The organism is Pseudogulbenkiania sp. FW507-F1, assembly GCF_058781125.1.
The window spans coordinates 1-13,034 of the sequence record NZ_JBYSWM010000005.1 but is presented as its reverse complement, the minus strand read 5'-3'; the positions used below and the strand labels follow the sequence as shown (position 1 = coordinate 13,034).

Below are 13,034 nucleotides of genomic sequence, written 5' to 3'. Positions count from 1 at the left end.
GCGGCAGGGGGGATACGGTTCTCCCGCCAGAGCTTGTTTGACGAACGGAAGGGGTTGGTCATGGACACGTTGACGGGCCTGTTGTATTCAAAGCGCTTCAATCTGTATGTCGGGGCGGCTTTTTCACTGGTCTGGTGGCTATTTTCTTACGCCCATCTGACCCGGTTTCAGCAGACCCATGACGTTGCTCTGATGGTGGTGGTCTTGTCAGAAACGCTGACGGCGGTGCTTTTTTTCGTGCGCAGCAGCCCCAAGACCATCTCCCTAGCTCCTGCGGACTGGCTGATCGGCGTGGCCGGCAGTTTTCTGCCGATGCTGTTTCGGCCCGCGCCGTGGGGTGTCATGCCAGCGGCGAGCGTGCTGGTGTTGGCCGGGACGGTATTGCAGATCGTCGGCTTGCTGTCGTTGAACCGTAGCTTTGCCATCGTCGCGGCAAAACGGGAGCTCAAGACGGCCTGGATGTACCGAATCGTGCGTCATCCGATCTATGCCAGCTACTTTCTGGTTTTTGCCGGCTATGTGCTGCAAAACACGTCCCTGACCAATGTGCTGATCTATGCCCTGTTGCTGGTGTTGCTGTTTACCCGCATCGTCCGTGAGGAGCGCCATCTGGCGCTCGATCCGGCGTATCGGGACTATATGCAGACGGTACGCTACCGCCTGATCCCCTTCGTGTACTAGAAGATAGGCTTCGGCCAACGTTGTACGTTATGCGATCGGGTGCGAGCTGACAAAAAAACGCCATGAGCCTTGCTCATGGCGTTTTGCTTGAACCGCCTGTCGGCGGGCGGGATACCTATCACTAGGAGGGGGCGCCCGCCTTGGGCGGTGCCTCTCCCGTGGCGGCCGAGTGTTCGAGCCAGCCGCCACCCAACGCCTTGTACAGGGTCACCTGGTTGGTCAGCCGCGCGAGCCGGGCCTGGATCAGGCCTTGCTGTGCGCTGTAGAGCGAGCGCTGGGCATCGAGCAGCGTCAGTGCGCTGTCCACACCATTGCGGTAGCGCAGCTCGGCCAGCTGGTAGCGTTGGGTTTCCGACTTCACCAGCGCCTCTTGCGCCGCGATCTGCTGCTCCAGCATGGCTCGCGCCGTCAGCGCGTCGGACACTTCGCGGAAGGCCGATTGCACCGACTTTTCGTACTGCGCCACCGCGATCTTCTTGCTGGTGGTGGAGACGTCCAGCCCGGCCGCGTTCTTCCCCCAGTCGAAGATGGGCAGGTTGATCTGCGGAATGAAGCTCCAGGCGAGCTGTCCCCCCTTGAACAGATTGCTGAGCTCGCTGCTCGCGGTGCCGTAGCTGCCGGTGAGCGAGATGCTCGGGAAGAATGCCGCGCGCGCCGCGCCGATATCGGCATTCGCCGCCTTCAGCTGGTGCTCGGCCTGGGCGATGTCCGGGCGCCGTTCCAGCAAGTCGGACGGCAGGCCGGCCGGCAGATCCGCCAGCAGGCCCTGGGCATCGAACGCATTGCCTTGCGGCAGGTCGGCCGGCAGCGGCTGGCCCACCAGCAGCACCAGCGCATTCTCGGCCTGGGCGCGTTGCTGCATCAGGCTCGCCAGATTGCTCTTGGCGGTTTGCACCTGGCTGTCGGCGGTGCTCAGGTCGAGGGCGGTGACGGTGCCGACGTCGAAGCGCTTCTTGGTCAGGTCATACGAGCTCTGCTGGGCGGTAAGCGTGTCAGTGACCACCTTCTGCTGCTCGTCCAGCGCACGCAGCGTCAGGTACTGGCTCGCCACTTCCGATACCAGCGAGATTTGCGCCGATTTCTGCGCCTCGCCGCTGGCGAAGTACTGCTCCAGCGCCTCGTTCTTCAGGCTCTGCACACGCCCGAACAGATCAAGCTCGTACGCGGTGAAGCCGACGGAGGCGCTGTACTTGCCGCTCACGCCGGCGCGTCCGCTGCTCGACAGGTCGGCCGGCAGACGCTGGCGCGTGCCGCTGCCGGTGGCGTCGATCGCCGGGAACAGATCGGCGCGCTGAATCTGGTACTGCGCGCGCGTCTTTTCGACATTCAGCATCGCCACCCGCAGGTCGCGGTTGTTGGCAAGGGCCAGCTCGATCAACTTTTGCAGCCGTGCATCGGCGAAGAACTCGCGCCAGCCGATGTCCGCGGCATTGCCTTTGGTCGCCTGGGTGGCGGTATCGCCGCCGTAGGCCGGTCCGCTCGGCCATTGCCCGGCCACCGGCGCCGCCGGACGTTGGTAGGTCGGGGCCAAAGAGCAGCCAGCGAGCAGCGTGGCGGCGAGCAGGGCGGGCAAGGTGTATTTAGTCATGGTGTTTTCCTTCCTGGTCCGCGTTACGCGTTTCAACCGTCACCGGCACCGTCGCAACCGCCGCGTCCTCGTCTTCCATATGGTGCGTGTAGAACTTGCGCTGACGCTCACTGCCCTTGAAGCGGCTGCGTACGACCACGAAGAACACCGGCACGAAGAAGATAGCGAGGAACGTGGCCGACAGCATGCCGCCGATCACGCCGGTACCGATGGCGTGCTGGCTCGCCGAGCCGGCGCCATTGCTGATCGCCAGCGGCAGCACGCCCAGCACGAAGGCCATCGAAGTCATCAGGATCGGGCGCAGCCGCAGGTGAACCGCTTCCAGCGTCGCTTCGATCACGCTCTTGCCCTGTGCCTGCAGGTCTTTGGCGAATTCGATGATCAGAATCGCGTTCTTGGTCGACAGGCCGATCGTGGTCAGCAAGCCCACCTTGAAGAAGACGTCGTTGGGCAGGCCGCGTAGGTGTGCTGCCAGCAGCGCGCCAAACACGCCAAGCGGTACCACCAGCATGACCGAGAACGGGATCGACCAGCTTTCGTACAGCGCGGCAAGGCACAAGAACACCACCACCAGCGAGATCGCGAACAGGGCCGGCGCTTGCGAACCGGACAAGCGCTCTTCATAAGACTGGCCGGTCCATTCGATGCCGAAGCCCGCGGGCAGCTTGGCGACGATTTCCTCGACCGCCTGCATCGCCTCACCGGAGCTCTTGCCCGGCGCTGCGGTGCCGACGATTTCCATCGAGGGCACGCCGTTGTAGCGCTCCAGGCGCGGCGAGCCGTAGCTCCACTTGGCGCTGGCAAAGGCCGAGAACGGCACCATGGTCCCGGAAGCGTTACGCACGAACAGCTTCTCGATGTCCTGCGGCTGCATCCGGTACGGCGCATCGGCCTGCACGATCACCTGCTGCACGCGGGTGCCGTTGGTGAAGTCGTTGACGTAGGACGAACCGAAGTTGGTGCTCAGCGTATTGTTGATGTCCGCCAGCGACAGACCCAGCGAGCTGGCCTTTTCCTGATCGATGGTGACCTGGAACTGCGGCGCATCTTCCATGCCCTGCGGACGTACGCCCGCCAGGCGCGGGTCCTTGGCCGCCATGCCGAGCACCATGTTGCGCGCTTCCATCAGCTTGTCGTGGCCCTGGCCGTTACGGTCCTGCAGCATGAAGTCGAAACCGGTAGCGTTGCCCAGTTCCGGAATCGGCGGCGGGTTGAGCGGGTAGATGATCGAGTCCTTGATCTGCGAGAAGAAGCCGAAGGCCCGTCCGATCACGCCCTGCACGTGGTGCTCGCTGGCCTTGCGCTCGTCCCAGTCCTTGAGCGGCGTAAACACCAAACCCAGGTTCTGGCCGTTGCCGTTGAAGCCGAAGCCGGCCACAGCGATGGAGTGCGCGGTTTCCGGTTGCTTCAGGTAATACTGCTCCACCTTCTCCAGGATACCGCGGGTGTTCTCCGCAGTAGCTCCGGTCGGCAACTGAACCATGGTGATCGAGTAGCCCTGGTCTTCTTCCGGCAGGAACGACGAAGGCAGACGCGCGAACAGCAGCGCCACCACGCCGATGATGACGAAGTAGAGCAGCATATAGCGGCCGGTCTTGTGGATGATCTTGGCGACCGCCCCCTGGTACTTGTTGGTGCTGGCCGCAAAGCTGCGGTTGAACCAGCCGAAGAAGCCGCTCTTGGCGTGGTGATGGCCGGCGTCGACCGGTTTCAGCAGGGTCGCGCACAGGGCCGGGGTCAGAGTCAGTGCCAACAGCACCGAGAACACCATCGACGCCACCAGCGACAGCGAGAACTGCCGGTAAATGGCCCCCACCGAACCGCCGAAGAACGCCATCGGGATGAACACCGCGGTCAGTACCAGCGAGATGCCGATCAGCGCGTTGGTGATCTGCTCCATCGCCTTGCGCGTCGCCTTGCGCGGCGGCAGGCCTTCCTCGCTCATGATGCGCTCGACGTTTTCCACCACGACGATCGCGTCATCCACCAGCATGCCGATCGCCAGCACCATGCCGAACATGGTCAGCACGTTGATCGAGAAGCCGAACGCCGCCATCGCACCGAGCGTACCGGCCAGTGCGACCGGCACCACGATGGTCGGAATCAGCGTGGCACGGAAGTTCTGCAGGAACAGGTACATCACCAGGAAGACCAGCGCCACGGCTTCGATCAGCGTCTTCACCACCTCTTCGATCGAAATCTTGACGAATTTCGAGGTGTCGTACGGCACGTCGGCCTTCACCCCCGCAGGGAAGTACGGGGACAATGCCTTGACCTTGTCACGTACTGCTTGTGCCGTGGCCAGGGCGTTGGCCGAAGGAGCCAGCTTGATGCCGACTGCCGCCGCCGGCTTGCCGTCGACGTAAGCCTTGGTGGTGAAGGTCTGCGCACCGAGCTCGATGCGAGCCACATCGCGCAGCAGCACACGCGAGCCATCCTTGTTGACGCGCAGCAGGATGTTGCCGAACTGCTCGGGGGTCGACAAACGGCTTTGCGCCCGAATCGTGGCGTTCAGTTGCTGGCCCTTGATGGCAGGCAGACCGCCCAGCTCACCGGCCGACACCTGCACGTTCTGTGCCTTGATGGCGGCGATGATGTCGGAGGTGGTCATCTTGAAGCTGTTGAGCTTGTCCGGGCTCACCCATACGCGCATCGCGTACTCCGAGCCGAACAGATTGGCCTCGCCTACGCCGGTCACCCGGCTCAGCTGGTCGAGCAGGCTGGACGAGATGTAGTTGCCGAGCCCTACCGCATCCACGCTGCCATCCGTCGACGACAGCGTGACGAACATCAGGTAATTGCGGGTCGCTTTGGCAACCTTCACCCCCTGCTGTTGCACCTCGGTCGGCAGGCGCGGCATGGCCAGTTGCAGCTTGTTCTGCACCTGGACCTGGGCGATGTCCGGGTTGGTGCCGGGCTGGAAGTAAAGCGTGATGGTGGCCTGGCCGGACGACTGGCTGTTGGACGACATGTACAGCAGGCCGTCGATGCCGTTCATCTGCTGCTCGATCACCGTCGTGACGGAGTTTTGCAGTGTTTCCGCCGAGGCACCGGCGTAGGTGGCACTCACCGATACCGATGGCGGCGCGATGCTGGGGTACTGTGCCACCGGCAGCTTGACCACCGACAGCCCCCCGATCAGCAAGATCAACAGGGCAATCACCCAGGCGAAGACCGGGCGATCGATAAAGAACTTAGGCATGTTGAGCGGTCTCCGTTATTGACCTTGGACGGCCGAGGCGGGGGCGGAAGAGGTCGCCGCAACCGGTTTCACCGGAGCGCCGGGGCGGATTTTCTGCAGGCCCTGCACGATGACCTTGTCGCCGGCCTTCAGGCCTTCGGTGACCACCCACTTGTCGCCGACCGCCGTTTCGGCCTTCACGGGTTGCGCCACCACCTTGTTGTCGGCGCCGACCAGCATCACCGAGGCGCTGCCGCCCTGGCCGCGCTGCAGCGCTTGTTGCGGAATGGTCAACGCCGCCTTGTCGACCGCCTGTGCCAGGCGCGCGCGGGCGTACATGCCGGGCAACAGCTCATGCTTCGGGTTCGGGAACTCGGCGCGCAGCGTGACCATGCCGGTACTCTGATCCACCGTCACATCCGAGAACAGCAACTTGCCGGTCAGGGGGTACTCCGTACCGTCTTCCAGGACCAGGCGGACTTTGGCCTGGCCCGGTGCCACGCTCTCCAGCTTGCCGCTGTCGAAAGCGCGGCGCAGGCGCAACATGTCGGAACTCGACTGGGTGAAGTCGAGGTAGATCGGATCGAGTTGCTGCACGGTGGCGAGTAGGGTGGGCTCGTTCTGGCCAACCAGTGCACCTTCCGTCACCTGGGCCTTGCCGATGCGGCCGGGGATCGGCGACGTCACCGAGGTATAGCCCAGATTGAGCTTGGCGGTCTGCACCGCCGCCTTGCCGGCGGCCACGTCGGCCAGCCCCTGTTTCACGGCAGCGACCGCGTTGTCGTAATCCTGCTTGCTGACTGCATTGACCGCAACCAGCTCCTTGTAGCGGCCCTCTTGCAATTTGGCCTGGGCCAGCGCCGCTTCCGACTTGGCCAGCGACGCCTCGGCGCTCAGCAGGCTTGCCTGGAGGGGGGCCGGGTCGATACGGAACAGCAATTCACCCTGCTTGACGTCGCTGCCTTCATGGAAAACCTGTTTCAGCACAATGCCGGCTGCACGTGCGCGTACTTCGGATACTCGATAAGGATTCAGTCGGCCCGGAAGCTCGGTCGACAGAGCCAGGCTTTCCTGCTTGACGGTGACGACGCCGACTTCCTGTGGTTGACCCGCGCCGGGGGGCGGCGTCTGCTGCTTCTCGCCGCAGCCGGTCAGGACGGCTACCGCCGCAAGGGTTGCGGCTGTGACCAGACGCAATGAGGAGTTTTTATTGATGCGCATGGAACGCTCCCGATACTCAAGTGGGTGATTGGGTATGGCTAAGTCGAAGACCCGAGAGAGACGGGCTATGGGAGACAGCCGGCCTGCTTCTCGTCTGGAAATGCAAATATCCTAATTATGCGATTTTCTGGTGATCCTTACATCTGGATGGCGCGTCAACCATGCGAGTGCAGTGGCGGGGAGGCCGCTCTGCCTTAGTGCGATGGCAGCAGCCATAAGACACATCACCAGGCTATTAAAACCACACTAATAAAGTGGATTACACGGGGTGCTGGGAAATTACCAAGCTGGCTGATAGTATATATACATTCATGAATGTATGTCTATGACGTGTGGGGCGCTATGAACGCCTTGCCAGTTCGGGAGAGGCTTGATGGCCCGCAAAACTAAAGAAGAGTCACTGGAAACACGCAGCCTGATTCTCGACACGGCCGAGAGGGTCTTCGCCGAGCAGGGGGTGGCATGTACCTCTCTGGCAGATATCGCCACCGCCGCCGGGCTGACACGCGGTGCGATCTATTGGCACTTCAAAAACAAGGTGGATGTGTTCACGGCGATGGTCGACCGGGTGAGCCTGCCGATCGAAACCCTGTTCGCTGACGTGGTGGACAATCCGCAACATCCTGATCCCCTTGGTGAATTGCGTGCTGCTTGCCTGAGCATTCTGCAAAGCCTGGTGCGCAACGAACAGCGCCGGCGCGTGTTCGATGTGCTCTATCACAAGTGCGAACTCACCAACGACATGGGGCCGGTGCTGCAGCGCCAACAAGAGTGCCTCGTAGATTGTACCGACCGTATCCGCCGTATCCTGCAGCGGGCGGTTGAGCTGGGCCAGTTGCCGGCCGGGCTCAACATCGCTCGCGCCGACATCATGCTGCATGCCTTGGTTAGCGGTTTGATGGGCAACTGGCTGTTCAGCCCCGAGAGCTTCGACCTGGAAGGCGAGGCCGCAAACCTGCTGGATGGCTACTGTGAAATGCTCAAATCCTGTCCTGCGATGCGCCGCCCCTGAAGTAACGACCCGGCGCGCCTGAACCTGGCATCAGCCTCCGGTGGCGTCACTCCCGAGAGATGGGTTGAGTGCCGTAAGCGGCAAAAAATACCGTCAGCGCGGAGCGCACATGCTCGGCGATTTCCTGGTCGGTCGGTTTTTCCCTGACGCCCCACAAGCACTCATCGGCCAGCTCGGATGTCAGCAGAGCCAGCAAATGCAGGGCGGCACGCCATGGGTCGGCCTGCTTCAGGAGCCCCAATTGCATCTGTTGCTCCAGGTAATGGGCGATTCTGGTTCGGCCAACCTTGGGCCCCTCGTTGTAAAACAGTTGCCCGATGTTGGATCGCCCGGCCTCTGTCAGCATCATGCGGCGAATCGCCAGCAGGTCGGGGCTAAGAATCTCCCGTAGAAAGCCGATTGCGAACGTCTCCAGCGTCTCGGCCAACTGTTCCCCAGTCTCCAGCACGGTAAAGACCGGCTGTACCCGCGCGGCGCACAAGTCCCGCATGACCTCGCAAAACAGCTCTTCCTTGGACAGAAAGTAGCTGTACAGGGTGGCCTTGGAGCCGCCCGCCCGATTGGCGATTTCCGACATGGAGGTGGCGGAGAAGCCCTGCTCCATGAATATCTCGGCGGCCGCATCGATGATGCCTTGCCGCTTTGCCTCGCTTTTTACTCTCACAACATGGCGCCTCAAAATTGAACCAACTAGTTCAGTTTTGCTTGACGGCAGAAATCTGTCAAGTTATAACTAAACCGTACAGTTCAGTTTATGAGGATATCACCAGTCATGAGCGCTTCATCACCCACGGCTTTGCTGCGACGTGCCATGCCTCTGGCCATCACACTCGCCTTGGCCGCCTGCGCCAGCGTGCCGGATCTCGGCCCGTTGCCACAACCCAAATCCCTGGGCGCCAGCTCAAATGCGGGGCAGGTCCAACTCGACGCCAGCTGGTGGCAGCACTACGGCGATGCCCAGTTGAATCAGCTGATCGACGAGGCGCTTCGCAATGCGCCCGACCTGGCTGCTGCTGATGCGCGGGTGCGCAAGGCCATCGGCGCGGCGCAGCAGGCTGGTGCCGCCACGCTGCCGTCGGTGGGGGTGAATGCTTCGCTGAGCCGCATGAAGCAGAGTTACAACAACGGTGTTCCGGCCGCATTCGTGCCACAGGGGCTCAACAACTCTGTCCGGGCCACGCTCGACCTGAGCTACGAAATCGACTTCTGGGGCAAAAACCGCTCGGCCTTGGCTTCGGCCACCAACGAGCAGGCGGCGGCCGAAGCCGATGCGGCGCAGGCGCGCCTGACCTTGTCGACCGCCATTGCCTCGGCCTATGCCGAACTGGCGCACTTGTACGCCCAACGGGATGCGGCACAGCAGGCCCTCGAGATCCGCACCCAAAGCGCGCAGCTGATCAGGGAGCGGCAACAGCAAGGGCTGGAAACGCTGGGGACGGTGCGTCAGGCAGACTCCCGCTCCGCCTCGGCCAAGGCTGAGCTGCTGGCCATCGAAGAATCCATCGCCTTGCAGGGGCATCAACTGGCCGCCCTGATGGGGGCCGAGCCGGAGCGGGGTGATCGCATCCAGCGGCCGGCAATCAACCTGGCACAGAACATCACGGTTCCCGCGCAACTCCACGCCGATCTGCTCGGGCGCCGCCCGGACCTCGCCGCCTCCCGGCTGCGTGCCGAGGCGGCGGCCAAACGGATCGATCAATCGCGGGCCGAGTTCTACCCGAATATCAACCTGTCGGCTTATGTCGGGGCGCAATCCTTGGGGCTGGGCTTGTTGACCAAGGCCGGCTCCGGTATTGCCGGTTTCGGCCCAGCCATCAGCCTGCCGATCTTCCGGGGGGGGCAGCTGCAAGGCCAGTACCGCATCGCCCGGGCCCAGTACGACGAAGCCGTCGCCAATTACGACCAGACCCTCAATCACGCATTGCAGGATGTTGCCGATGCTTTGAGCAGCCAGGCGGCACTCGATGGCCGGCTGTCGGCACAGCAGGAGTCGCTGGCGGCGGCCGAGGATGCCTTGCGCATCGCTCGTAACCGCTATCAGGGTGGTCTGGCTACCTATCTGGACGTATTGACTGCCGAAGACAGCGTGGTTGCCAGCCGCCGCTCGCTGAGCGATCTGCAGACCCGCCGCCTGAGTCTCGATGTCGCTCTGATCCGCGCCCTTGGTGGCGGTTATCGCGCGGCATGACAACCGACACCAATTCAATAATCCAAGGAATTCATCATGTCTGAAACGTTGACTGCCACCGCGCCGCTTCCTCAAATCGACAATGCGGCCAAGCGCAAGAAACTGTTCCTCGCTCTGGGCGGTGCGGTAGCGCTGTCCGCTGCGGCCTATGGTGCCTACTGGACGCTGGTCGCCTCGCATCACGTCACAACCGACAACGCCTATGTCGCCGCCGAAATCGCCCAGGTGACGCCGTCCATCAGCGCCAACGTCCGCGCCGTCAAGGTGGTGGACACCCAGGCGGTAAAACGGGGCGATGTCCTGGTCGAGCTGGACGACACCGATGCCCGACTGGCCCTGGAGCAGGCCGAGGCCGAACTGGCGCGGGCCGAGCGTAAGGTCAAAGGCTATTTGGCCAGCGACGATGGCCTGCAGGCCCAGGTCAGCGCTCGCGATGCCGAACTGCTGCGCGCCAAGGCGCAGTTGAGCTCCGCGCAAAGTGATCTGGAGCGGGCCAAGATCGACCTGGAGCGTCGTCAGGCACTGGCGAAATCCGGCTCGGTATCGGGTGAAGAGCTGACGCATGCCAAGACGGCTTACGACACCGCCCAATCTGCCCTGGAGGCCGCCAAGGCGGCGCTGGCTCAGGCGGAGGCCAACAAGCTGGCGGCCCAGGGCTCGCTCAAGGCCAATCAGACGTTGACCGCGAACGCCACCGTCGATACCAATCCGGAGGTCGCCCTGGCTCGTGCCAAGCGTAATCAGGCACGCGTGGATCTGGAGCGCACCGTCATTCGTGCCCCGATCGACGGCGTGGTGGCCAAGCGCCAGGTGCAGGTGGGGCAGCGCATCCAGTCCGGTGCGCAGTTGATGTTGGTGGTTCCGCTGCAGCAGGTGCACGTGGATGCCAACTTCAAAGAGGTGCAGTTGGAGAAGGTCCGGGTCGGCCAACCGGTCACGTTGCATTCGGACATCTACGGCTCCGACGTGGTGTACCACGGCAAGGTGGTGGGTTTCTCCGGCGGTTCGGGCTCGGCGTTCTCGCTGATTCCGGCCCAGAACGCCACCGGCAACTGGATCAAGGTGGTGCAGCGCCTGCCGCTGCGCATCGAGCTCGATCCAGCCGAACTGAAGGTTCACCCGTTGCAGGTTGGTCTGTCCATGACTGCCACCGTCGATACGGCCAGCAATCTCTAAAGGGGTCTTGTCATGAGTGCTCACGTCGCTGCTGCACAGACCAAGCCGCTCGAAGGCGGGGCGCTGTGGCTGGCTGCATTGATGCTGGCAGCCGCCAACTTCCTGGTGGTGCTCGACACTACTATCGCCAATGTGTCGGTGCCCAATATTGCCGGCGGATTGGCCGTGTCAGCCAGCCAGGGTACCTATGTCATCACCTCGTACGCCGTGGCGGAGGCCATCATCGTTCCTTTGACGGGCTGGCTGGCCGCCCGCTTCGGCACGGTGCGCCTGTTCGTCGTCTCGATGCTGCTGTTCGGGCTGTTTTCGGTGTTGTGCGGTTTTGCCAACTCGATCGAGCTGCTGGTGCTGTTCCGCGTATTGCAGGGTTTGGCCGGTGGCCCGTTGATGCCGATGTCCCAGACCTTGCTGCAGCAGATTTTCCCGAAAGAGAAAGCCGGTGCTGCCATTGGTCTGTGGAGCATGACCACGCTGGTGGCACCCATCATGGGGCCGATTCTGGGAGGCTATCTCTGTGACCAGGTGGGCTGGTCGTGGATCTTTTTCATCAATGCGCCGCTCGCGATTGCGTGCAGTTACTTTGGCTGGCAGATGCTCAAGCGTTTTGAGGGCAAGCTGATCAAGCTGCCCGTCGACGCCGTCGGGTTGGCCTTGCTCATTGCCTGGGTGGCGGCCTTGCAGCTGATGCTGGACGAGGGGAAGAATCTCGACTGGTTCTCGTCTCCCGAGATCGTGGCCCTGGCGATCATCGCCGTCATCGGGTTTGCCGCTTTCATGATCTGGGAAATGACGGCCAGCAACCCCATCGTCAATCTGCGCGTATTCCGCCATCGTGGGTATTGGGCCAGCGTGCTGACCATTTCGCTGGCCTTCGGCTCGTTTTTTGGTGCCACGGTCCTGACGCCGCAATGGCTGCAGAGCTATATGGGCTACACCGCCACACAGGCCGGTTATGCCACGGCCATGAGCGGCATCCTGGCGGTGATCGCCGCGCCGATCGCGGCACAAATGTCGACCAAGATGGACCCGCGGCCGCTGGTGTTCTTCGGCGTGATGTGGCTTGGCGGTGTGACGCTGTTCCGTAGCTTCGGCACCTCCGATATGGGTTTCTGGCAGGTGGCCTTGCCCTTGCTGTTCCAGGGGCTCGGCATGCCTTTCTTCTTCGTCCCGCTCACCGGGCTGGCCATGGCGAGTGTGGAGACCGAGGAGATGGCTTCCGCCGCGGGGTTGATGAGCTTCCTGCGGACGCTATCCGGCGCTTTTGCGACGTCGTTGGTGACGACCTCCTGGGAGGATAAGGCCTCCTACAATCGGGCGGAACTATCTGGCTTTGTCGATGCGACCGGGCAGACTTTGCAGAGTCTGGCGCAGAACGGCATGAGTGTCGAAACCGCCCGGGGCATGATCGACCAGTTTGTGCAGTCGCAAAGCATCATGCTCTCGACCAACCAGATTTTCTGGCTGAGCGGGCTGTCGTTCGTGATTGCGGCGTGCGCGATCTGGCTGGCACCGCGTCCGACCAAGGTGGCGGATACCAGCAACGTTCATTAGTAACGTTGTCTGGCGGGCGGCTGAGGCCGTCCGTGTTCAAGAAAGGTCTTGAGCGTGCCCAAGGCAAAAGACCTTTCTTGCTCTCGCATTGATAGATTCTAAACGACGCTGGTGGGACGCCCGTCCTGCCGTACAAGCCCTGCCGTTTCTGGTGTGTCCTGCGCCATCGCTTCTCACTATTTCCTCTTCCGATTGCGTGCTCGACAGTGGCCTGTGCGTCATTTTGGCTCGGCCATTCGACCTGGCTGTTCTCATCCTTAGCACGACAAATTCCTGCATTGATTTACCTGCTTGCACCGGTGCACTGGGCTGTTTGGCATGGTTATCTTGAAATTTAATGTATATTACGTATAACATGTAATAAATACGACAATATAAAAATATGCAATGATTATTTACATAATCGTTGCTATATAATGTTGGGTAACAAAATCGG

9 protein-coding genes are annotated in these 13,034 nt (G+C 62.1%); 5 read left to right on the top strand and 4 right to left on the bottom strand.

Annotated elements, in window-relative coordinates; genetic code table 11:
- Positions 1 to 60 precede the first annotated feature (60 nt).
- Complete coding sequence (locus AC3WG5_RS04445; protein WP_492567946.1) at positions 61 to 681, top strand: methyltransferase family protein; 621 nt, start codon at positions 61 to 63, stop codon at positions 679 to 681.
- A 121-nt stretch (positions 682 to 802) separates the two neighbouring features.
- Here the strand turns inward: AC3WG5_RS04445 and adeC are convergent, their stop codons facing one another.
- The 3 genes from adeC to AC3WG5_RS04430 are packed head-to-tail and all read right to left on the bottom strand — an operon-like array spanning position 803 to position 6,671.
- Positions 803 to 2,269, bottom strand: a complete 1,467-nt coding sequence (gene adeC, locus AC3WG5_RS04440; RefSeq protein WP_492567945.1) for an AdeC/AdeK/OprM family multidrug efflux complex outer membrane factor — start codon at positions 2,267 to 2,269, stop codon at positions 803 to 805.
- Positions 2,262 to 5,471, bottom strand: coding sequence for an efflux RND transporter permease subunit (locus tag AC3WG5_RS04435; RefSeq protein WP_492567944.1), 3,210 nt, complete (start codon positions 5,469 to 5,471; stop codon positions 2,262 to 2,264). The genes adeC and AC3WG5_RS04435 overlap by 8 nt, the downstream gene beginning before the upstream one ends.
- A gap of 15 nt (positions 5,472 to 5,486) precedes the next feature.
- Complete coding sequence (locus AC3WG5_RS04430; protein WP_492567943.1) at positions 5,487 to 6,671, bottom strand: efflux RND transporter periplasmic adaptor subunit; 1,185 nt, start codon at positions 6,669 to 6,671, stop codon at positions 5,487 to 5,489.
- A gap of 373 nt (positions 6,672 to 7,044) precedes the next feature.
- Between AC3WG5_RS04430 and AC3WG5_RS04425 the strand changes: the two genes are divergently transcribed.
- Positions 7,045 to 7,683 carry a TetR family transcriptional regulator gene (locus AC3WG5_RS04425; RefSeq protein WP_492567942.1) on the top strand — a complete coding sequence of 213 codons (639 nt, stop codon included), beginning with the start codon at positions 7,045 to 7,047 and terminating at the stop codon, positions 7,681 to 7,683.
- A 46-nt stretch (positions 7,684 to 7,729) separates the two neighbouring features.
- Here the strand turns inward: AC3WG5_RS04425 and AC3WG5_RS04420 are convergent, their stop codons facing one another.
- The gene (locus tag AC3WG5_RS04420; RefSeq protein ID WP_492567941.1) at positions 7,730 to 8,347 is read right to left on the bottom strand and encodes a TetR/AcrR family transcriptional regulator; all 618 of its coding nucleotides are present in this window, start codon (positions 8,345 to 8,347) and stop codon (positions 7,730 to 7,732) included.
- 147 nt (positions 8,348 to 8,494) lie between these two features.
- Between AC3WG5_RS04420 and AC3WG5_RS04415 the strand changes: the two genes are divergently transcribed.
- The 3 genes from AC3WG5_RS04415 to AC3WG5_RS04405 are packed head-to-tail and all read left to right on the top strand — an operon-like array spanning position 8,495 to position 12,598.
- Positions 8,495 to 9,871: an efflux transporter outer membrane subunit gene (locus AC3WG5_RS04415; protein ID WP_492567940.1), complete on the top strand. Its 1,377-nt coding sequence runs from the start codon at positions 8,495 to 8,497 to the stop codon at positions 9,869 to 9,871.
- A 36-nt stretch (positions 9,872 to 9,907) separates the two neighbouring features.
- Entirely contained in the window at positions 9,908 to 11,047 is a 1,140-nt protein-coding gene (locus tag AC3WG5_RS04410) for an HlyD family secretion protein (RefSeq protein ID WP_492567939.1), read from the top strand.
- 12 nt (positions 11,048 to 11,059) lie between these two features.
- Complete coding sequence (locus AC3WG5_RS04405) at positions 11,060 to 12,598, top strand: DHA2 family efflux MFS transporter permease subunit (protein ID WP_492567938.1); 1,539 nt, start codon at positions 11,060 to 11,062, stop codon at positions 12,596 to 12,598.
- Positions 12,599 to 13,034 lie beyond the last annotated feature (436 nt).